Source organism: Serratia fonticola (genome assembly GCF_001006005.1).
In the GTDB taxonomy this organism is placed as follows: domain Bacteria; phylum Pseudomonadota; class Gammaproteobacteria; order Enterobacterales; family Enterobacteriaceae; genus Chania; species Chania fonticola.
Window position 1 is genome coordinate 149,215 of the sequence record NZ_CP011254.1, and the last position, 20,057, is coordinate 169,271.

General features: G+C 52.8%; 19 protein-coding genes, 2 pseudogenes and 1 riboswitch. Of the genes and pseudogenes, 11 read left to right on the forward strand and 10 right to left on the reverse strand.

The features are described 5' to 3' along the window. Positions 1-79: 79 nt before the first annotated feature. Positions 80-856, forward strand: coding sequence for a glucitol operon DNA-binding transcriptional repressor SrlR (gene srlR / locus WN53_RS00545; RefSeq protein ID WP_021178807.1), 777 nt, complete (start codon positions 80-82; stop codon positions 854-856). After that, positions 849-1,820 (forward strand): arabinose-5-phosphate isomerase GutQ, encoded by a 972-nt coding sequence (gene gutQ, locus WN53_RS00550; RefSeq protein ID WP_024485828.1) that lies wholly within the window; start codon positions 849-851, stop codon positions 1,818-1,820. The genes srlR and gutQ overlap by 8 nt, the downstream gene beginning before the upstream one ends. A 70-nt stretch (positions 1,821-1,890) precedes the next feature. On the opposite strand, the gene WN53_RS00555 is transcribed toward gutQ, so the two are convergent. The 5 genes from WN53_RS00555 to WN53_RS00575 all read right to left on the reverse strand — a co-directional run bounded on the left by WN53_RS00555 (position 1,891) and on the right by WN53_RS00575 (position 5,431). Further along, positions 1,891-2,349 (reverse strand): inhibitor of vertebrate lysozyme family protein, encoded by a 459-nt coding sequence (locus WN53_RS00555; RefSeq protein ID WP_024485827.1) that lies wholly within the window; start codon positions 2,347-2,349, stop codon positions 1,891-1,893. A gap of 19 nt (positions 2,350-2,368) precedes the next feature. Further along, the gene (locus WN53_RS00560; RefSeq protein WP_024485826.1) at positions 2,369-2,644 is read right to left on the reverse strand and encodes a hypothetical protein; all 276 of its coding nucleotides are present in this window, start codon (positions 2,642-2,644) and stop codon (positions 2,369-2,371) included. After that, positions 2,631-3,431: a bifunctional hydroxymethylpyrimidine kinase/phosphomethylpyrimidine kinase gene (gene thiD / locus WN53_RS00565; RefSeq protein WP_024485825.1), complete on the reverse strand. Its 801-nt coding sequence runs from the start codon at positions 3,429-3,431 to the stop codon at positions 2,631-2,633. Before thiD ends, WN53_RS00560 begins: the two co-directional genes overlap by 14 nt. After that, positions 3,428-4,222, reverse strand: coding sequence for a hydroxyethylthiazole kinase (gene thiM / locus WN53_RS00570; protein WP_024485824.1), 795 nt, complete (start codon positions 4,220-4,222; stop codon positions 3,428-3,430). The genes thiD and thiM overlap by 4 nt, the downstream gene beginning before the upstream one ends. Before the next feature lie 36 nt (positions 4,223-4,258). Then, a riboswitch (TPP riboswitch) is annotated at positions 4,259-4,350 on the reverse strand. A 256-nt stretch (positions 4,351-4,606) separates the two neighbouring features. Then, the gene (locus WN53_RS00575; protein WP_024485823.1) at positions 4,607-5,431 is read right to left on the reverse strand and encodes a hypothetical protein; all 825 of its coding nucleotides are present in this window, start codon (positions 5,429-5,431) and stop codon (positions 4,607-4,609) included. 201 nt (positions 5,432-5,632) lie between these two features. Between WN53_RS00575 and rluF the strand changes: the two genes are divergently transcribed. The 3 genes from rluF to WN53_RS00590 all read left to right on the forward strand — a co-directional run bounded on the left by rluF (position 5,633) and on the right by WN53_RS00590 (position 8,633). Next, positions 5,633-6,436: a 23S rRNA pseudouridine(2604) synthase RluF gene (gene rluF, locus WN53_RS00580; RefSeq protein WP_024485822.1), complete on the forward strand. Its 804-nt coding sequence runs from the start codon at positions 5,633-5,635 to the stop codon at positions 6,434-6,436. Positions 6,437-6,749: 313 nt separating this feature from the next. Continuing rightward, on the forward strand, positions 6,750-8,336 hold the full coding sequence (locus WN53_RS00585) for a phosphoethanolamine transferase (protein WP_024485821.1): 1,587 nt from the start codon (positions 6,750-6,752) through the stop codon (positions 8,334-8,336). An 81-nt stretch (positions 8,337-8,417) separates the two neighbouring features. After that, positions 8,418-8,633, forward strand: a complete 216-nt coding sequence (locus WN53_RS00590) for a YgdI/YgdR family lipoprotein (protein WP_024485820.1) — start codon at positions 8,418-8,420, stop codon at positions 8,631-8,633. A gap of 99 nt (positions 8,634-8,732) precedes the next feature. Here WN53_RS00590 and pepT read toward each other — a convergent pair whose 3' ends face one another. Continuing rightward, positions 8,733-9,962, reverse strand: coding sequence for a peptidase T (gene pepT / locus WN53_RS00595; protein ID WP_024485819.1), 1,230 nt, complete (start codon positions 9,960-9,962; stop codon positions 8,733-8,735). A 245-nt stretch (positions 9,963-10,207) separates the two neighbouring features. Here pepT and WN53_RS00600 point away from each other — a divergent pair, with 245 nt between their 5' ends. Further along, positions 10,208-11,800 (forward strand): ABC transporter substrate-binding protein, encoded by a 1,593-nt coding sequence (locus tag WN53_RS00600; RefSeq protein WP_024485818.1) that lies wholly within the window; start codon positions 10,208-10,210, stop codon positions 11,798-11,800. Between the two features lie 55 nt (positions 11,801-11,855). Then, entirely contained in the window at positions 11,856-12,434 is a 579-nt protein-coding gene (locus WN53_RS00605) for a hypothetical protein (protein ID WP_024485817.1), read from the forward strand. A gap of 37 nt (positions 12,435-12,471) precedes the next feature. Here WN53_RS00605 and WN53_RS00610 read toward each other — a convergent pair whose 3' ends face one another. From WN53_RS00610 to WN53_RS27005, 3 genes and pseudogenes are all read right to left on the reverse strand, one after another. Beyond that, positions 12,472-13,731, reverse strand: coding sequence for a type II toxin-antitoxin system HipA family toxin (locus tag WN53_RS00610; RefSeq protein ID WP_024485816.1), 1,260 nt, complete (start codon positions 13,729-13,731; stop codon positions 12,472-12,474). Next, entirely contained in the window at positions 13,724-14,041 is a 318-nt protein-coding gene (locus WN53_RS00615) for a helix-turn-helix domain-containing protein (RefSeq protein ID WP_024485815.1), read from the reverse strand. Before WN53_RS00615 ends, WN53_RS00610 begins: the two co-directional genes overlap by 8 nt. A gap of 219 nt (positions 14,042-14,260) precedes the next feature. After that, positions 14,261-14,475 (reverse strand): annotated as a pseudogene (locus WN53_RS27005) (PTS sugar transporter subunit IIC); the annotation flags it as partial. Between the two features lie 88 nt (positions 14,476-14,563). Here WN53_RS27005 and WN53_RS00625 point away from each other — a divergent pair. Continuing rightward, on the forward strand, positions 14,564-14,989 hold the full coding sequence (locus tag WN53_RS00625; RefSeq protein ID WP_024485813.1) for a GNAT family N-acetyltransferase: 426 nt from the start codon (positions 14,564-14,566) through the stop codon (positions 14,987-14,989). Positions 14,990-14,997: 8 nt separating this feature from the next. On the opposite strand, the gene WN53_RS00630 is transcribed toward WN53_RS00625, so the two are convergent. Next, the gene (locus WN53_RS00630) at positions 14,998-15,726 is read right to left on the reverse strand and encodes a GntR family transcriptional regulator (protein ID WP_024485812.1); all 729 of its coding nucleotides are present in this window, start codon (positions 15,724-15,726) and stop codon (positions 14,998-15,000) included. A 245-nt stretch (positions 15,727-15,971) separates the two neighbouring features. Between WN53_RS00630 and pcaB the strand changes: the two genes are divergently transcribed. The 3 genes and pseudogenes from pcaB to WN53_RS27010 form a co-directional block, all read left to right on the forward strand. Continuing rightward, a complete protein-coding gene (gene pcaB, locus WN53_RS00635; RefSeq protein WP_024485811.1) occupies positions 15,972-17,324 on the forward strand; it encodes a 3-carboxy-cis,cis-muconate cycloisomerase in 1,353 nt (450 codons plus the stop codon). Between the two features lie 41 nt (positions 17,325-17,365). Beyond that, the gene (locus WN53_RS00640) at positions 17,366-18,790 is read left to right on the forward strand and encodes a DASS family sodium-coupled anion symporter (RefSeq protein ID WP_024485810.1); all 1,425 of its coding nucleotides are present in this window, start codon (positions 17,366-17,368) and stop codon (positions 18,788-18,790) included. 229 nt (positions 18,791-19,019) lie between these two features. Next, positions 19,020-20,051 (forward strand): annotated as a pseudogene (locus WN53_RS27010) (MFS transporter); the annotation flags it as partial. Positions 20,052-20,057 lie beyond the last annotated feature (6 nt).

Below are 20,057 nucleotides of genomic sequence, written 5' to 3' on the forward strand. Positions count from 1 at the left end.
TTCACATTAAAAGACATTACCTTTCATAGTGAACTATATCACCGAGAGGAATGGTCAACTCTTGTGAACAGGGATCTCTATGAAACCAAAGCAGCGGCAAGCCGCTATCCTCGAATACTTGCAGCGGCATGGCAAAACGGCAGTGGATGCCCTGGCAGAGCATTTCTCCACGACCGGCACCACCATCCGTAAAGATCTCACCTTGCTGGAAGAAGAAGGCGAGGTGATCCGCACCTATGGCGGCGTGGTGCTTAGCCGTGACGATGGCGATCAGCCCATCGATCGTAAAACCCATATCAACACCGAAAAGAAACGCCAGATCGCCTATGCGGCCATCAAGCTGATCGACGATGGTGATTCGCTGATCTTTGACGCAGGCAGCACGGTATTGCAGATGGTGCCCCATCTGGCGCAGTTCAATAACATCACCGTGATGACCAACAGCCTGACTATCGTTAACGCGCTGGTGGAACTGGATAACGATCAAACCATCCTGATGCCCGGCGGCACCTACCGTAAAAAATCCGCCTCCTTCCATGGCAGCCTGGCGGAGTCGGCATTTCAGCAGTTCAGCTTCGATAAGCTGTTTATTGGGGCCGACGGTGTCGACCTCAATGCGGGTGTCACCACCTTTAATGAGGTGCATAATGTCAGCAAGGCGATGTGTGAAGCCGCCAGCCGTATTGTGTTACTGGTCGATTCCTCGAAGTTTGGTCGCAAAAGCCCCAATGTGGTGTGCGATCTGAGCGTCGTGGATACCCTGATCACCGATAACGGCATCAACCCGGATTACCTGGCTGCGCTACAGGCCAAAGGTATCAATATCATTCTGGTAGGAGACCCCCTTGATGAGTAACGCCACTGCCCTGCTCAACTTTGCCCGTGAAACGCTGGAAATTGAGCTGACCGAAGCGCAGCGCCTGCTGACACGCCTGGATGACAACTTTGTCCAAGCCTGTGAACTGCTGCTCAACTGCCGTGGCAAGGCGGTGATTTCCGGTATTGGTAAATCCGGCCATATCGGCAAGAAGATTGCCGCTTCATTGGCCAGCACTGGCACCCCGTCGTTTTTCGTCCATCCGGCGGAAGCCTTGCATGGCGATTTGGGGATGATCGGCACCGATGATGTGGTGATCTTTATCTCTTATTCAGGCCGCGCCAAAGAACTGGATCTGATCCTGCCTCTGCTGGCAGAGAGCAAGATCCCAGTCATTGCCATGACCGGTGGCAAAGAGTCGCCACTGGCGCTCGGGGCTGCCTGTACGTTAGATATCAGCGTTGAACGTGAAGCCTGCCCGATGGGCCTGGCACCAACCTCCAGCGGAGTGACTACGCTGATGATGGGGGATGCATTAGCGATGGCCCTGATGCGACAGCGCGGTTTTAATGCCGAGGATTTTGCCCGCTCCCATCCAGGTGGCAGCCTGGGTGCTCGCCTACTAAATCGCGTCCATCATTTGATGCGTACCGGCGATCGTCTGCCGATGGTGCAAGAAAGCGCCAACGTGATGGAAGCCATGCTGGAGTTGAGCCGTACCGGCCTAGGCTTGGTAGCCGTATGTGATGCACAGCAAAAAGTGGTGGGGGTGTTTACCGACGGTGACCTGCGCCGCTGGTTGGTGAAGGGCAATAGCCTCAATGACGGCCTCAGCCCGGCGATCACTCGCCCCGGCTACCGGTTGCCAGAACAGTGGCGTGCCGGGGAAGCCCTGGAAGCGCTGCACGAACAACATATCAGCGCCGCTCCGGTGGTGGACATCGATGGCGTACTGGTAGGGGCAATCAACCTGCACGACCTGCATCAGGCCGGGATCGGCTGATATCACGTAGGGGCGTAGCATGCTACGCCCGCTTAACTACCCTGGCGCGTAGCTTTGCCCCTCAGCAGCGTTACTTCCAGTCCGGATTACCCTCAAACTGTTTCTTCAGCAACGCTTTCATCTGATCATCCGGTTTACCCAGCCATTGATATTTGGCGTATTTCTTCGGATGGTCGATGGCCTGCGGCTTATTGTGCACTTCAACCCGCACGCCCCAAGCCTGGGACTTGTCTGCTTTAAAAGCCACAATCATAAAGTTATTGGCGCAGTCATGCGGCTTGCAGATATTACCGATCTGGTAGCTTTGCCCTTGCCAGGTGACAGTTTCGGCTGGTGTGGAAGTGCCGATCCCTTTGCGCGCCCAACCCGGTAACTGTGCTTGGCCCTTTACCATATTTTTCCAACTGGTTTGGTAGCCCGGCTGCTGGATCAGATCTGAGGCAGTGATAATCTGTTCGGCAAAACTGCCGGTGCTAAATCCAAGCAGGGTCGCAACCAGGGCTCCCAGCAACCTCTTTTTTCCTATCATGGTCTTCTCCCTCGGTAAATCAAAAGCGTAGCTCCAAGTAGCTCAGACCACAATTAAACGGGAAAGTTGGCTCAGCGTTTTTCGTCAGACTACCTGCCAATACCCTTTTTTGGTTGCCCCAACCCTGATTAACCGCTTTCGCTCCAGGAAGCGGAGGTAAATTTTCTTCCGACATTTCTTCCGACATTTCTTCCGACATTTTGGCTAGGATTCTCTGCTTGTCACCAATATCTTCAGTTAATGCCGCCACCCGTTTCGCCAGAATAATCTCAACCTCAGGCTCACCACCAGGCATGGAAATGGTGTACCGGCCCAATTCCCTGCCCCACCTCCAGGCTATCGGCCTGCTGTAAAGCCAGTTGCAGGTAGTTTTTTGCCGCTGCCACGGTATCGGCCCAGTTCTGGTGGCGCGGGCGCAGGGCAGCCAATGCCGCAGATAAGGTGCAACCAGTGCCGTGCGTGTGCCTGGTCGCTATGCGTGGCGCACTAAAGCGCTGCTCAAAGCCGGGAGTAAATAACCAGTCTGGGCTTTCCTCTTCACTTAGGTGGCCGCCCTTCATCAACACCGCCTGACAGCCCATCGCCAACAATGCCTGGCCCTGCTCACGCATTTGCGATTCGTTTTGTGCCGGAGCGCAGGCCAGCAAAGCAGCGGCCTCTGGCAAGTTCGGCGTGATAATGGAAACCAATGGCATTAGCTCACGGCGGATGGACCCCACCGCTTCCGGTGCCAACAGCGGGTCACCACTTTTAGCCAGCATCACCGTATCCAGCACCACATAAGGCAGCTTGTAATGGCGTAGACGCTCGGCCACTGCCCGCACGATATCGGCATTAGCCAACATGCCAATTTTAGCGCTGTCGATACGCACATCGCTGAGTACCGAATCCAACTGGGCGGCCACAAATGCCGGTTCGATATGATATACCGACTGTACGCCACGGGTGTTCTGCGCCACCAGCGCGGTGATCACGCTGGTGCCATAGGCCCCCAACGCGGAGAAGGCTTTCAGATCGGCCTGAATACCGGCTCCGCCACTAGGATCGGTGCCAGCGATGGTGAGAGCGTTAATCCGTTTCATAGCAGATCCTCCATGCGCAGTTGGTAGAGAGCATCCAGGAAGGCAGCAGTAAAGCTGCCAGGGCCAGAACATTGCGCCGTGGCCCTTTCACCACATAGCGCCATCACCCGACAAGCGGTGGCGACGTTATCCAGCCGATCGCCCGGCAAACTGCAAAACGCTGCCACGACGGCCGAAAGCGCGCAGCCCGTTCCCACCACGCGCGTCATTAATACATCACCACCCGTGACGGCCCAATCTCGTTCACCATCGGTGATATAGTCTGTCTCACCGGTGACGGCCACAATGGCCCCGCAATTACGTGCCAATACGCGTGCTGCGGGTAACGCCACCAGCGAGTCATCCTGACTATCCACGCCACGGGCGCTGGTCTGCAGGCCACTCAATGCAATGATTTCCGACGCGTTGCCACGGATCGCTGCTGGCCGCAGGGTGAGCAAACGGCGGGCGAAGGTAGCGCGATATTCCAATCCCCCAACGGCAACCGGATCCAGTAACCAGGGTTTATCAGCACGATTTGCAGCCTCGATGGCGGCTAACATCGACTCTGCCCGCGATGCGTGCAGGGTGCCGATATTGATCAACAGCGCATCAGCCACGCGGCTGAACTGCGCGGCCTCTTCCGGTTCCACCACCATGGCTGGAGAAGCGCCAAGCGCCAGCAGCACGTTGGCCGTCAGCTCTTGCACCACTTCGTTGGTCAGGCAGTGGATCAATGGAGGTTGGCGTTTAAATTGGTTAAAACAGGCCGCGGCACGGGTGCCGGGTAACACATCAGGTCGAGTGAACATAATGCTCCCAACCGGCGTTCAAGAAGGCGGGTACCGGTTGAGATACCGCGACATCCCTACGCTGGCATAATCCAGATCAGGTAATACGGGTAATTTCTCAGCCCCTAAGGGCACCCCGTGTCGACGTATGCCATTATTGGCGTTACGGTCGATAAGGTCAATCCGAATGGGTATGTGCGAGAGTGAGCTCTGGCCGCCACCAACATCGTCTGTCCTACGGCCTAACAGACTCTTTGATAGCGATATAGGGTAGTTTAAACACCGCATCTTCCCAGAGCGCAAAAAGGGATGCTTATTGCAGAACTTTAAGAACAAACGGTGTGTTCTACCATTAAGCAAGGCAAACAAGGGGTCTGTCTCGCTAAGTACATGTGCTAATTAAAGTTATTGCACTTTGAGCACTGGCTGCTCCACTATTAACTCCCCATTTTTATAAACCATCAACACACCTGGCGGACTATCACTGGTACCAATCACCGTCACCAGACAGTCATATTGGTAAGGGCCGCTTTGAAATTGAAATGTGTGATTGCCACCACTCCCTTCGAATTTTACCTCGCCATTTTTCAGTACCAGATCTGGTTTTTCACCGATCGGATTTCCCTTGGCCCAAGAGGCATAGCGATACTTGCCATTGTTCAATTGGTCGATGCGAATAGTAAATTTTTCGGTCTGCCACATCAGCACCGGACGTTGATACTCTTTCAGGCTTGAATGCAGTGTATTTTTTTGTTTGGCGATCAGCTCGCTGACCAACCTGGCTTCAAGCGCTGTCTGATAATTGACAGCAATAATATTGCCATCGTAATCCATCCATATCACACCTCTACCCAGCATAATGCCTCGCCATCCCATCGCCTGCCAATCTTGTTGGGCACTGGATTGCGCAATGGTATCGAGAAGGGTGCTATCAAATACTTCATCAAAGCGTGAAAGCATCTCCTGTGGGCCACGGATCTCCGCAATAGGATATTCTCGCTTCAAAGGGTAGGCGATCCGGTCGCCAATGGCCTGACGATCCTTATTTTTTGCAGCATCGATAAAAGAGTGCACTATAGACTGATATTTTATGGGGAGAGCATCCTCTTGCCCATAAACAGATGCCATACTCAGTACCAACCCAAGGAATCCGAGCACCCCTTGCCTACACCACGTTATCAGGAATGATTGGCCAATCCTTGTCGTAACATATCCTTTCGCTTGTTTCATTTTGTCCCCCAGATAATTATCTTGCTTACATCTTAAAGAAGATGTTGTTGTTTTGTAACCCAACGTTGGGACGCGCTCCTTAGGGCTAGGGATATTTAAAGGCACGATCGCCATATCCGTATGCTTTCGCTCCGTTCAAGCGCCTTACGCAGTTCGCAAGGCCCCTCAGGTAATGTATAGTTCGCGTTTAACGGGGAAACCATGCTCACTCACTCATCTATCCGCCTGAACAAATACATTAGCGACAGCGGCATTTGTTCTCGTCGCTCTGCCGACCGCCACATCAAGCAAGGCAACGTTTTCATCAACGACAAGTTAGCCTCCGTGGGCGCTCAGGTATTGGCCGGGGATGTGGTGACAGTTAACGGCCAGCCGATCGAACCGCGTGATGCGGGCGATCTGGTGCTTATCGCACTGAATAAGCCTGTTGGCATCATTACCAGCATGGGGAAGCATGTGCGGGATAACATCGGTGATTTCGTTAATCACAGCAGACGCATCTTTCCTATCGGGCGCTTGGATAAAGACTCCCAGGGGCTGATTTTCCTGACCAATGACGGCGAACTGGTCAATAAGATCCTCCGTGCTGGCAACAATCACCAAAAAGAGTATCTGGTCACCGTCAACAAACCGGTAACCGATGAGTTTATTCAGGGCATGAGTGCGGGCGTCCCCATCCTGGGCACGGTGACTCAAAAATGCCTAGTGGAACAAGAAGCCCCACGGGTGTTTCGCATCACCCTGGTGCAAGGGCTTAACCGCCAAATCCGCCGCATGTGCAAATATTTTGGATATGAAGTCATCAAGCTTGAGCGCGAACGTATTATGAACATCGTACTGAAAGGGTTGCCGCTAGGCGAATGGCGGGATTTTACCGCTGATGAACGGATCGAGTTATTCGAGCTGATTGAACACTCCTCGTCCGAGGATATTTTCACTCCCGCTTCAATAACGCCAAATTTAAGCGACAGTAACGTTACTCCAACTCCGGCAATCACTGATTAACCTGATTGCGTTATTCCAGGAATGGGGCGTACTGATAGCGATCCGTCCTCACTGAGGGGCCTGCAATTTTCTTGAAAATCCGCACCTTCCTACCTTTACCTCTCCTTGCGTTCGAAATTGCAATCAACCTCTCAAAACAGCCGATAATTATCAGTTGATCTTGTTTTCATTCGGCTCTATCTTCTCGCATCCGGGTACATGAAGCGGCTCGCTGGATGCGGTCTATCCCTCCTCCCCTTTCCGTCTACCAAACGGATTTATGACTCTTTTCTTGTCAGAGTTACCACACAGCATTTGATAACTTTCGGTAAACATGAACTCAACGGTTAAAGATACCCTGGCAGCGCGTGACGTCACCCTAACCCCGTGGACAGGCTTTTACTTCCTGCAGTCGCTGCTGATCAACTTCGCTCTCGGCTATCCATTTAGTCTGCTGTATGCCGTGGCGTTCGGCTGTGTGTTATTGCTGCTGTGGCGTCTCAGCCCACGCTTGCAAAAGAGTGTGATCGGGCTGTGTAGCCTCATCGCCGCCATGTATTTCCCATTTTCTCAGGCCTATGGCTCGCCCAATTTTAATACCCTGCTGGCGTTACACTCGACCACGGTGGAAGAGTCCAGCGAGATATTGACCATCTTCCCGTGGTACAGCTATCTGGTGTCCCTGTTTATTCTGGCACTGGGCATTATCGCGTTACGTCGCAAGCCAACCCCGAAAGGCGCTTGGAACACCCTCCACAGCTTATGTCTCACCATCAGCGTGGTCTGCTTTTTTGTCACGCCAGTGCAGAATCTGGCGTATGGTGGCGTGTTTAAATTGACCGACTCTGGTTATCCGGTATTTCGTTTCGTCAGGGATGTGATCGTCAATAACCAGGAAGTGATTGATGAAAAAGCCCGTATGCAGGCGTTTTCACAGCTGAAAGATTCCTGGAACGTGCTGGCGGTGAAACCGAAGTATCACATCTACATGGTAGTGATCGGCGAAAGCGCGCGGCGAGATGCCTTAGGTGCGTTTGGTGGGCATTGGGACAATACACCTTTTGCCAGCCACGTAAACGGCACGCTGTTGCTTAACTATATTGCTGCCAGCGGCTCAACACAGAAATCGCTCGGCTTAACGTTAACTCGTGTCATTAACGGCAAACCACAGTATCAGGATAACTTCGTCACGTTGGCCAATCGGGCAGGTTTTCAGACCTGGTGGTTCTCAAACCAAGGCCAAATTGGCGAATATGACACCGCTATCGCCAGCATTGCCAAACGTGCCGATGAAGTGCAGTTCCTGAAAAACGGTGATTTTGAAGCGGATAAGAATACCCATGATGAAACGCTGCTCAAGATGACCGCCCAGGTTTTTGCCGCTCCGCGCAGCACTAACCCGCAGTTGATCGTCTTGCACCTGATGGGTTCACATCCGCAAGCCTGCGACCGGACTCAGGGGAAATACACGGACTTTGTGCAATCCAAAGAGACCTCCTGTTATCTTTACACCATGACGCAAACTGACAACCTGCTGAAACAGCTCTATCAGCAGTTACGCGACACCGGGGAAAGTTTCTCAATGGTCTACTTCTCCGATCACGGTCTGGCGTTTAAAGAGCGCGGCACCCAGGTGCAATATCTGGCGCACGATGACCAGTTTCAGCAAAATTTTCAGGTCCCCTTTATGGTGCTTTCCAGCGATGACACCGCACACCGCCTGATTAAAGCCCCTCGTTCAGCCAATGATTTCCTGACCTTTTTCGCCTCGTGGACCGGGATTAAAACCAAAGAGCTAACGCCGAAATACTCGTTTCTTTCAGAGCAAAAAGCCGGCCCCGTCTATATCACCAACTTTAAGCTCAAGCCGGTGGACTACACTCATTTGCCAACAGATATCTTTGAAACCCAAACGCGCTGAAGTGTAACAAGGTAGCCTTTGCATCTCGGGCCACTTTGTCTGTAATATGAGGCAGTTAAAATGAAAAGAGCCTGTTACCCAATGAAAAAACTGACTTTTCTGCCTCTCATTGTCCTAACACTGGCGCTGGCGGGTTGTACCAGTGACTACATTATCACGACTAAATATGGCGATATCCTACAGGCCCACGGCGAGCCGGACACAGATCGCAATAGCGGTATGACCAGCTATACCGGCATGAACGGCGATTATCATCTGATCAATACCAATGATATTTCAGGGATAGTGAAAAAATAGCGGCTTTCTTGTTTATTGGAATTAACCAAACCAATAGAACTTTCGCTAACCAGGCTTGAACAAGCCTGGTTAGCGATAATGTTGAAGCGATATCCGCCCTTATTTAGCTGCCAGCTTACACAGCGTTAACGCCACATTGTAGGAAGCCTCGAACGACTTAAGGGGTAAAAACTCGAACCGCGAATGGAAGTTATGCGCGCCGGTAAAGAAGTTGGGCGTTAATAACCCCTTGGCGGACAACGCAGCACCGTCAGTGCCTCCACGCATCGGGATGACTTTAGGCTCAATGTTCAACTCGGCCAGTGCGGCAAAAATCAAATCGATGGCACGGCGGTCATCGGTGATGGCATTGCTGATATTGCTGTAGGTATCGGTGATGTGATACTCCACGCGGGCAGTGGGATATTGCGCAGCAATCTTCTCCGCTACTTCACCAATCTGCTGTTTGCGGCGCTCAAAGTTCGCCAAATCAAAATCACGGATATTGGCTTTAAGTAGCGCTTCACTTTGTGATGCCTGCATACCGTTAAACCAGATATAGCCTTCACGCCCTTCGGTATGCTCAGGAGTCTGCTGGCGATCGAAGTGGCTGATGTAATCCATCGCCATCAGCAGCGGGTTCACCAGCACGCCTTTGGAGGACATCGGGTGGCTGGTCACGCCGGTAAAGCGCAGTTCGGCGCTGGCGGCGTTGAAGTTTTCATACACCACTTCGCCCAATTCGCAGCAGTCGATGGTCCAGGCAAAGTTGACGTCGAAACGCGCCAGATCCAGCGCTTTGGCACCGCACAGGCCAATCTCTTCATCCGGTACAAACGCCACCACGATATCGCCGTGTTGGTCCTCGGCAGTAAGGTTTTCCAACACCGTCATCACTACCGTGACGGCCGCTTTGTTATCCGCCCCCAACACGCTGGTGCCGTCGCTGAAAATAATCTCTTCCCCCGGATAGGCTTTGATTTCCGGGTGTTCAGCAGTGCGTAGCCAGATATCTTGCTGCGCGTTCAGGCACAAGTCCTCACCGGTAAAGCGCAAGATTTGTGGATGGATGTCCGGCGATAAACCGACGTCAACGGTATCGATATGGGTGATGAACCCGATACGTGGCGCGCCGGGTACGTTGCCTTTTTTCACTGCGGTGACGGTGGCATGTTCGTCAATAACCACATTATCCAGGCCGAGTTGGCGTAGTTCCTCAGCCAGCATCTCCGCCATAGCGAACTGGCCAGGAGTGCTGGGCAAAGTACTTACCGCTGGGTTGCTCTGGCTGGTGACGGCCAGGTAGCGGAAGAAACGTTGGGTTAACTGCGTGGCGAGCGGTGAAGACATTGTGTTGTATATGAACGCATCCCGTTTGCAAGGCTTCCATGGCTAGGATCACCAGAGCAATCTTTCAGAATTCACCCTTTCGTTAGAGTTTATCTTTGCCAACTACCGCCTTTACCGAGGCTAGCGTTGACCTTATGGTTATCGTTCGATGTTGTTTGCTGACAATGTAAATTTAATGTTATTTATTAAGCGCTTTAGTACAAGCTTTATTTTTCAGTGGTAGGCTCACCAACAGGAAGATAGTAATGATAATTAAAATTACAAAGCTTGCGCTGGCCATAGCAGCGCTCTCAATAAGCTCTGGGGTAGCAGCAAAAACATTAGTCTATTGTTCAGAAGGTTCACCAGAAAACTTTAACCCGCAGCTCTACACCTCCGGGACCAGCGTAGATGCCAGCGCGGTGCCGATCTATAACCGGCTGGTGGATTTCAAAGTCGGTACCACCGAGCTGCAGCCTAGCCTGGCAGAAAGCTGGGACGTCAGCGAAGACGGTAAGGTGTACACCTTCCATCTGCGCCAAGGGGTGAAGTTCCAGAGCAACAAATATTTCAAGCCAACGCGCGATTTTAACGCCGATGATGTGATCTTCTCGTTTATGCGCCAGAAAGATCCAAACCATCCCTATCACAACGTCTCCAACGGCAACTACTCCAACTTCGAAAGCCTGGAGTTCGGCAAGCTAATCACCGCGATCGACAAGGTTGATGACCATACCGTGCGTTTCACGCTGGCCCATCCGGAAGCGCCGTTTGTTGCCGATTTAGGCTGGTATTTCGCCTCAATTCTCTCTGCGGAATACGCCAATAGCATGTTGAAGGCAGGCACACCAGAGCGTGTGGATATGGACCCGATTGGCACCGGGCCGTTTGAACTGAAGCAATATCATAAAGACTCCCGCATCCTGTTTAGCGCCTTCCCTGATTACTGGCAGGGCAAAGCGAAAATCGACCGTCTGGTGTTCTCCATCACGCCGGACGCGTCGATCCGTTACGCCAAGCTGGAAAAAAATGAATGCCAGGTGATGCCGTTCCCTAACCCGGCAGACCTGCCGCGCATGAGGGAAAATAAAGACATCAACCTGATGCAAAAAGCGGGTTTGAACACCGGCTTCCTGGCATTTAACACCCAGAAGGCACCGCTGGATAACGTGAAGGTCCGTCAGGCGTTGGCGCTGGCCATTAATAAACCGGCGATCATCGAGGCGGTATTCCACGGCACCGGCACAGCGGCGAAAAATATACTGCCGCCAGGCGTGTGGAGTGCCGATGCGGATTTGAAAGACTACGATTACGATCCTGAGAAGGCCAAAGCGCTGTTGAAAGAAGCCGGTTTCACCAACGGCATGACCATCGATCTGTGGGCAATGCCGGTTCAGCGCCCATATAACCCGAATGCCAAGCGCATGGCCGAGATGATCCAGGCAGACTGGGCGAAAGTGGGCGTAACGGCCAAAGTGGTCACCTTTGAGTGGGGCGAGTACCTGACGCGGGTGAAAAACGGCGAGCATCAGGCCGCACTGATGGGCTGGACCACTGCAACCGGCGACCCAGATAACTTCTTTGGCCCGCTGTATAGCTGTACGTCAGCCAACGGCGGCTCCAACTCGTCGAAGTGGTGTTATCAGCCGTTTGATAAGCTGATCCTGGAAGCGCGCGCCGAAAGTAATCACCAAAAGCGCGTGGAGCTGTACAAGGAAGCCCAGCAGATGATGCACGACCAGATGCCAGCGGTGATGATTGCCCACTCAACGATTTTCGAGCCAGTGCGCAAAGAAGTGACCGGGTACGAAATCGACCCGTTCGGCAAACACATTTTCTATCAGGTCGATATGAAGTAAACACGGTTTTATGACCGATGACTAGTGGCTTCAAACCGAGAGGAATGAAGCCTTTTTGTTCCGCCGCCTGCATGACGAGATCGATCCTAATTACGTACGCAGCCCATGGCATGAGTCCGTCGAGCTGCTCTACAGCGGTAAGGTAGCCATGATGATCATGGGGGACAGGGCCAAAGACGAACTGATGCAGATGGGCGCCGTGCCGGGGAACGATTTTCTGTGCGTCGCGACACCCGGCAGTGAAAACTATTTTATCTACGGCACCGACAGCTTTACCATTTTGCAGCAGAGCGGCAACGCCACAGCCATTGAGGCACAGCGCCACTTGGCGGATGTGCTTATGGATCCCGATTTCCAACGTCGTTTTAATCAGTTCAAAGGGTCAATTCCGGCACGTACCGATATCGACATGAGCACCTTTGATGTTTGCGCACAAAAAGCTGCCAAGCTGTTCAAGAGTGCAGGAGCCGCCGACCATTTACTACCGAGCATGGCACACTCAATAGCGGTGGATGTACAGACGAAAGAGGTGTTTTTCCGCGTGCTGAATGTCTTTTTCACCTATCCCGATATGTCTGCCAAGCAGGCGGTAGCTCAGTTAAACACCGCGTTGATTACGGTGAAGGGGTTATAACCTTCGGGCCGTTGCCCTTGAGTACTTAACCCCAGGTTTAGCGTAGCAGATCGATGTTTTCGTCAATGCGATGTTGAATAGTGCGCAGGGTATCTTGCGTGATCGCACTTGGGTACATGTTGCGAGCTATAGTCGCAAACTGACTGGCCACGTCACACATTCGATCAATGATGCTGCCAGCCGTATCCATTGGGACTTCTGCTTCATCCGCCAGGGCTAGCAGACCTTCTCGGTAGATCTCCAAAGCCTCGCCCATCACGTCCATCTGATGGTACCCGCCCGGCCCCTCGCAAAAAGTCACATCGTAGGCTGGTGCTAACTTCCATTCACCGGTCGATGACATGATGTAGGAAAAATTCTTGGGGTGGTCGTCTCGGTTGTTGAACACAATATTGAAGACTACACGCTCAAACGCGAGCGCCTTCTGCCGCATATCATTGGTGCATAACTGAGTTGCACGCAAGAAATTTACGTAGTCCAAAGCGCCAGCAGTTTGGTAATCGGCTCCGGTAAACGCGGCAAGACTTTGCATGGGCACGCGTAGGCCGTCTTGGCGATCAAAGCGTTTGATCGCGAAGGCCGCCAACCCATCAGGCAGTGTGAAATGCTGAGTATCGGGGGTCTGGATACCGCACGTGCGCAAGCATTCGGCATAGACCATTTCGATGGCGCACACTTCGGGATGCTCTTGTTTGGCCGGAAACTTGATCAGCCAGGCTTCAAATCCTGGTATGGAAGCGGTGGTAAATGTTCCGTTTTGAGGATCGCGATAAACCAGGGCCTTTGGCCTGGCACCTTGCGGAGAACCGCCCACCAACAGCAATTGCTGCAGGAACTCCCCTCCCTCACCATTGAGCACTTCCTGTACTTCTGCGGCCAGCCGCTCAACGGCAAGATGCACTTCAGGCACTAGCCCCTCGAGTGCCACAGGCTCGAACGACATTGCCCCCATGGCATTATTGCCAATGTAGGCCAAGCGTTCTAATGGGCCAATACGTGCTGGATTGAGGCCGCGGCGCTTAAACAAACGATCCATCAGCAACATGCCCCAGCCGTCTGGCAACGAGTCGTAGACAGGCCCAGGTAGCCCCCATTGATGGGGTGGGAAATCCCTGCGTAACTTGCCCCCCGCCAAAGGAAGTCTGAAGGAGGACAACTCTAATCCTCTATTCTTCGCCTCGTCGCTGAACTCAAACGCAATCAGCGGACGACCGGTAATCGCTGTCGTAGAAACCAGTGTGCCCCACCGCCAATGCTCACCCCAGCCATCATAATAGACATCAACCTGTTCAAGCATGAGTGAGTTTCCTCTTGGTGCGTTGACGCTTGGCACTGCTTTCATAGCGCAGAATGTCCTCCAAGCTATCCAGCTTAGGCAAGAAGAGCGCTTCCAGCTCCTTACTTCGTCCAAGCACCATGGCTACCCGGATCACGTTCTCGAAGCCCACGCTGCGCCCAGCCTCCAAATTGGACACCGTATTGACCCCAATACCAGCGCGTGCGGCCACATCAGCTTGCGTCATCTGCAAAGCTAACCGTTCTGTACGTAGGCGCTCGCACAGCAGTTTGACTATCTCACTCGGCTTACTGAGGCTTAAGTCCAACATGTTTGTCCCCCCTTAGTTATGCTCCCTAACACACTAAATTATAGAGTTAGCAGTTACAGCCAACAAGGCTCATAACTATAAAATATTGTGTCTTATACTAATAAATTAGATTTAATCCACAATAAAATGGATTTACACTCCTGAATCACTCGAAAAATAAAGGGCCACTCCCAGGTAGCCCGAGGGAGAGTTTCAAGCGCCGCTTCGGTCACATTGATTTCAGATGCCATCTTCCAGATCCCCCGAAGTGATTGCTGGAACCCAGCCTTTTTCTGCTGGTTAAAGAATTCGTAGACCGCAAACGCCGCGCCCAGCACGGCTACCGGCAGCAGATTTTGTACCGGAATAAAGGTGACGAACAAAAAGCCGACGATAAAGAACGGAATAAACGGCGTCTTCATCATAACCTTGAGCAGCAGGCCAAAACCAACGGCGAAGTAGAAGGGTCGGTAAATGGCTAGGTACCAGCGTTGAAATGAGTTGATTGTCAGCTATAGTGCTAGCAAATCATCAGGAGCCGCCATGCAAATAAGACCTTACCAAGAGGCCGATCGCCCTTTCCTGCGCAGCCTGTACCTTGCCGCCCGCCAAGCCGCCTTTACCTGGCGCGACACGCGAAATTACCGGCTGGAAGATTTTGATCGTTCAACGATTGGCGAAGAGATCTGGGTAGCCGAACAGGACGGCAAGCTGATCGGCTTTGTCTCGATCTATCGAGCTGAAGATTTTATTCATAATCTGTATGTCGATCCCCTCCTGCCGCCACAGGGCGTGGGCAGTGCGCTATTGCATGCCGCAGAGCAGACATTTACCTCAACCGGCTCGCTCAAGTGCCTGGTGCAAAATCGCAAGGCGCTAGCGTTCTATCACAAACACGGCTGGCAGAGCGTCTCCACCGGTGGTGACGGCGGAGAAGAGTATTACCTGATGCATTCGCCGAAAAGATAGCGTTGTTCTTAAGCTTGCGGTTTCAGCACAATGGAACAAGCGTATCTGTCCGCCGGATGGATAGACACCGTCGTTTCGAACGTCTCCCCATGGCGGTCAACATAACGACGAACAATTCTCAGCGCGGGTGAACCGGGTTCAACGCCAAGCACTTTGGCAATTTTCGGCGATACGCCAACGGCGGTGATGGTCTGCCGAACCTCTTCACTCTTGACCCCATAATGTTTTTCAATCAGCTCACTGATCAATGCATAGGGATCGCTGCGCACCAGGCGACGTATTTTGTCGTAAATCAGGCGGGTATAGCTGTCTGTCCAGCAAATGGGCGCGTCTTTCTTTGCGCCGTCTTCGCGGATACTGGCGATATGTAACCAGCGCGAACCCGGCGAACCGCCGATCACTTGAGATAGTTCCTCATCAGCCACCACCTCATCAATCTTTTTAACCACCCGAAGGTTATTGTTGGCCAGGAAAAGCAAATCTTCCAGGCTGGCCAACGGGTGATTCATAGCGCTGTCTGATTTTTTTTCCACTATCAGAGTGCCAATCCCCTTGCGCCTGACGATCAATCCCTGCTCGGTGATATCACGCAAGGCTTCACGAATGGTATGTCGGCTGACATCAAACTGTTCACACAGCTCCATTTCAGGTGGCAGCAACGTGCCAACCGGGTACTTACCCGAGGCAATGCTTTGCACCAGCTCACGAGCAATACGTTTATAAAGAGATTCTTTCATAGCGGTCTGGCCGTTACTCCCGAAAAAACTTTCAGATCAACATCACAAAGTTGTAGCAAGACAGCTTTGCTCAAATGTCCGTACATTATATATTGTCCGGACATATCAAATGTACGGACATTTAAAGTAACCTGAACAGCAAGAGCCCTCGTTTCCTCGCTCCTCACGAGCTGCTGCTTAGCCACCTGTCCCTATATGACATATGAAATAAATCTTACCATCATTCTTACACTCAGGGAGGCAATATGGCTTCTAATGTTCTTGATTCTATTCTGTTCCGTGACGCTTTTGGTACCCCGGAAATGCGTGCCATTTTTGATGATCGCGAGTTGGTGCGCAAGTACGTCGAGGTGGAGGTCGCTCTGGCCAAAGCCGAAGCTCGCTGTGGGGTGATCCCAGCGGAAGCCGCAGAGGAAATTGCGGCCAGTTGCAGTGCAGACACGCTGGATTTTGACCTACTGCGTCATGAAACCGAAATCGTTGGCTATCCCATTTTGCCGTTGGTGCATCAGATATCGAAGCAGGCTGGCAGCTCAGGGGGATACGTTCACTGGGGTGCAACGACACAAGATATTATGGATACCGCTGTCGTCCTGCAAATCCGCGATGCATTCGAACTTATCGAAACCGATATCACCGAACTACGCCGCATTCTGGCTGACATGGCACAGCGCTACCGAACCACCCCAATGGCCGGACGCACCCATTTGCAACAAGCCTTGCCGATCACCTTCGGCTATAAGGCGGCAATCTGGCTCAATATGTTTGATCGACACGCCGAACGCCTGGCGCAAGCCCGCCCGCGCGTTCTGGTAGGCCAATTCGCCGGAGCCGCCGGGACGTTGGCATCGCTGGGGGATAAGGGGCTGGCTGTGCAGCAGGCGATGATGGAAGAGCTGAAGCTGGGCACTCCTGCCTCCACCTGGCATGTAGCACGCGACGGTTTTGCCGAAGCCGTTAACCTGTTGGGCCTGATCACCGGCTCACTGGGCAAAATCGCCTATGACGTCATGCTGATGGCCTCAAACGAATTCGGCGAACTCTATGAGCCCTTCGTCAAAGGCCGTGGTGCCAGCAGTACCATGCCGCAAAAACGAAATCCTATTTCCAGTGAACTTATGCTGGCCTGCGCCAAAGGGGTCCGTCAACAGGCTGGGTTGATGTTGGATGCGATGGTCCAGGATCTTGAGCGCGCCACCGGGCCTTGGCATGCCGAATGGATAGCCATCCCAGAAAGCTTCATTCTCAGCGCCGGTGCACTGAAGCAGGCAAGATTTATGCTCGGTGGGCTGATTGTGGATGAAGCTGCCATGGCAAAAAACCTGAACATGACTAATGGGTTGATCGTAGCCGAAGCCGTGATGATGGGGCTTGCACCTTATATTGGCCGCCAGGATGCCCATGATGTGGTGTATGACGCCTGCCGTATTGTCAATGAACAGGGAGGACGCCTCGCCGATGTGCTGAACGCGTTGCCGGCCATTGCCAGCCGTCTGCAGCCAGAGCTGATTGAGCAGCTTACCGACCCGACCAATTATTTGGGTATGGCACCGCAAATGGTGGATCGGGCAGTACAACATTCAGCCAAACAGGGCTAACGCATCCGCAGGAAATTCAATCCTTGTATAAGGAGATAATTATGTCAGCAGGATCACCCGACAGAAAGAAAAAAGCTATCGCCACCCTGATCCCCCTGCTTTTAGGCTTGGCGATCTGGTTTTATCCGGTACCCGAGGGATTAACACCGCAGGCTTGGCAGATGTTCGCCATCTTTGCAGCAACTATTGCAGCAATTCTGACTCAACCACTGCCCTCCGGGGCCGTTATGCTGGTCGCGCTTTGCGTAGCCATTTTTACCGGTACCCTGACAGAGGCTAAAGCCTTATCCGGCTTTGCCAGTGGGACAGTATGGCTGATTTTCTGTGCTTATATCCTGTCACTGGGGTTCGTTACCTCCGGTTTAGGTAAGCGCATCGCCTATAAAATGCTGTCATTATTTGGTGGCAGCAGCCTGGGGATTGCCTACTCGCTAGGGGTATCCGATCTGATTATGGCTCCGGCCATGCCTTCGGTAACCGCCAGATCGGGAGGCATCATCTTTCCCATCGTACGCTCTATCAATGAAGTCTTAGGTTCGGCACCAGGTAAGAGCGGTAAAAAGATCGGCGACTTTCTGATTATGGTGTGCTTCCAGTTCACCCCCATTACCGGTGCCATATTTCTGACAGGTATGGCGGCGAACCCACTGGTGGGCAGTCTGGCAAAAGATTCGTTGGGGGTAGAAATAACCTGGGGTGGCTGGTTCGTGGCCGCGGTCGTTCCCGCCATGGTGTGCTTTTTCCTGATGCCACTGCTGGTCTATAAGATCTTGAACCCGGAACTTAAAAAGACCCCGGAAGCGAAAGACATGGGACGCCGTGCTCTCAATGAGCTAGGTGCGATGTCAGGCGTTGAAAAAAAGGTCGCGCTGGGTTTTATCTTGGCACTGCTGGGCTGGGGCACCAGTCTGCTGACAGGATTATCGGCTACCACGGTAGGGCTGGGGTTGGCTGCCTATCTGTTTGCTACTCATGCGGTGAGTTGGAAAGATCTGCTTAAAGATCAGGCCGCGTGGGATACGGTGATCTGGTTCAGCGTCATCATCAGCCTGGCGGGCGGGCTGTCCAGCCTCGGTTTTATCAGTTGGATGACCACCAAGCTCGAAACCACTATTAGCGGTTTTGGCGCAATGCAGACGTTTGTCATTCTGGGGATACTGTATATCTATGTGCATTATCTGTTTGCCACGGCCTCCGGCCACGTCGCCGCGCTGTATGCTCCGTTCGCAGCTACCGCCATCGCTGCTGGCGCACCACCGATGATGGTTGCCATCTGTTTTGGTATTTTCAGCAATCTGATGTGGGGAAATACCGAATATGGCGGCGGCCCTGGCCCCATTTACTTCGCTCAGGGATATTTTGAACGGCCACGTTTCTACAAAATCAATTTTTGCGTGGTGACGTTCAACGTCATTCTGATCTTCGTTGTCGGCCTCGCCTGGTGGAAATTGCTAGGGTACTATTGATCGCTATTACCGAATCAGGCGTCATGGGGTCAGTTCAATATTGCGCCTGATTCATTCAGGATATTCACTACCCATAACCAACCAAGGAATAGCCATCGTGGATCCGGCTGGCGTCAATACAGGGATAGACACCTACCGCGCACAAACAAAGCGCTACGTACATCTGCTTTTTGCCCTTCAGGCGATAGGTGCATCCTCACCTGCGATTATCATCTCGCTAGGCGGATTGGTGGGTGAGACATTAAGCAGTAATAAAGCCTTATCCACGTTACCGGTCAGTCTCTTCAACATTGGCCTGGCCTTGTCGGTGTTACCTGTAGGAGCCCTGATAGCCCGCTTTGGGCGTGTTAACGCCTATACCCTTGGTGCGCTCAGTGCGTTCATCGGGGGGATAATAGCTACATGGGGCGTCATAAACGGCTCCTTCATCCTGTTCTGTCTGGGCTGCCTGATGGCCGGGGGTTACGCGGCGTGCGTACAAAGCTACCGTTTTGCGGTAACGGATTATGTCGCCAAACCTGAGCAACCCGTGGCGATCTCCCGGGTTATGCTCGGCGGACTGTTGGCAGCGGTAATTGGCCCACAACTGGTGATCTGGACGCAAAACCTATTGCCAGTCCCCCTGTCGGCCAGTTTCCTCGGGCAGTCTCTGCTGGCGTTGATTGCGTTGCTGCTTTTATGGCAAATGCGGCGCATGACCGCTCGCTTGGCGGCTCAACCAAACCCACTTTCCGAACCCGTTCAATCAACATCAACAGATAAAATTCGCTCTCTGAGGGAAATCGCCGGTTCATTGCGCTTTATCACCACCGCAGTCGCGGCCCTGGTCTCTTATGGGCTGATGACGTTTATGATGACTGCAACGCCGCTGGCAATGATCCATCACGGACACAGCCTGTCCACCGCCACATTAGGTATCCAATGGCATATTCTGGCCATGTACGCGCCGGCGTTTATCACTGGCAGGCTGATATCGCGTTTCGGGCCTCGTAACGTCTGCGCCAGCGGGCTATTGCTGACGGCCTGCGCCGCTGCGGTTTCCATGATAGGCACCGAGGTCATCTGGTTCTGGGGCGGATTAATCCTACTGGGCGTCGGCTGGAACTTTGGTTTTGTCAGCGCGACCGTCATGCTGAGCGCTTGTTACACGCATCAAGAACGGCTGAAGGTGCAATCACTGAATGACTCTTTTGTCTTCGGCACCACCGCATTAGCCTCTCTGTTATCTGGGCAGATGATGCATATTCTCGGCTGGTTCTGGCTGAAT

Coding starts and splice junctions, on each gene's coding strand:
- srlR (WP_021178807.1), top strand. CDS start 80: ATGAAACCAAAGCAGCGGCAAGCCGCTATCCTCGAATACTTGCAGCGG.
- gutQ (WP_024485828.1), top strand. CDS start 849: ATGAGTAACGCCACTGCCCTGCTCAACTTTGCCCGTGAAACGCTGGAA.
- WN53_RS00555 (WP_024485827.1), bottom strand. CDS start 2,349: ATGATAGGAAAAAAGAGGTTGCTGGGAGCCCTGGTTGCGACCCTGCTT.
- WN53_RS00560 (WP_024485826.1), bottom strand. CDS start 2,644: ATGCCTGGTGGTGAGCCTGAGGTTGAGATTATTCTGGCGAAACGGGTG.
- thiD (WP_024485825.1), bottom strand. CDS start 3,431: ATGAAACGGATTAACGCTCTCACCATCGCTGGCACCGATCCTAGTGGC.
- thiM (WP_024485824.1), bottom strand. CDS start 4,222: ATGTTCACTCGACCTGATGTGTTACCCGGCACCCGTGCCGCGGCCTGT.
- WN53_RS00575 (WP_024485823.1), bottom strand. CDS start 5,431: ATGAAACAAGCGAAAGGATATGTTACGACAAGGATTGGCCAATCATTC.
- rluF (WP_024485822.1), top strand. CDS start 5,633: ATGCTCACTCACTCATCTATCCGCCTGAACAAATACATTAGCGACAGC.
- WN53_RS00585 (WP_024485821.1), top strand. CDS start 6,750: ATGAACTCAACGGTTAAAGATACCCTGGCAGCGCGTGACGTCACCCTA.
- WN53_RS00590 (WP_024485820.1), top strand. CDS start 8,418: ATGAAAAAACTGACTTTTCTGCCTCTCATTGTCCTAACACTGGCGCTG.
- pepT (WP_024485819.1), bottom strand. CDS start 9,962: ATGTCTTCACCGCTCGCCACGCAGTTAACCCAACGTTTCTTCCGCTAC.
- WN53_RS00600 (WP_024485818.1), top strand. CDS start 10,208: ATGATAATTAAAATTACAAAGCTTGCGCTGGCCATAGCAGCGCTCTCA.
- WN53_RS00610 (WP_024485816.1), bottom strand. CDS start 13,731: ATGCTTGAACAGGTTGATGTCTATTATGATGGCTGGGGTGAGCATTGG.
- WN53_RS00615 (WP_024485815.1), bottom strand. CDS start 14,041: ATGTTGGACTTAAGCCTCAGTAAGCCGAGTGAGATAGTCAAACTGCTG.
- WN53_RS00625 (WP_024485813.1), top strand. CDS start 14,564: ATGCAAATAAGACCTTACCAAGAGGCCGATCGCCCTTTCCTGCGCAGC.
- WN53_RS00630 (WP_024485812.1), bottom strand. CDS start 15,726: ATGAAAGAATCTCTTTATAAACGTATTGCTCGTGAGCTGGTGCAAAGC.
- pcaB (WP_024485811.1), top strand. CDS start 15,972: ATGGCTTCTAATGTTCTTGATTCTATTCTGTTCCGTGACGCTTTTGGT.
- WN53_RS00640 (WP_024485810.1), top strand. CDS start 17,366: ATGTCAGCAGGATCACCCGACAGAAAGAAAAAAGCTATCGCCACCCTG.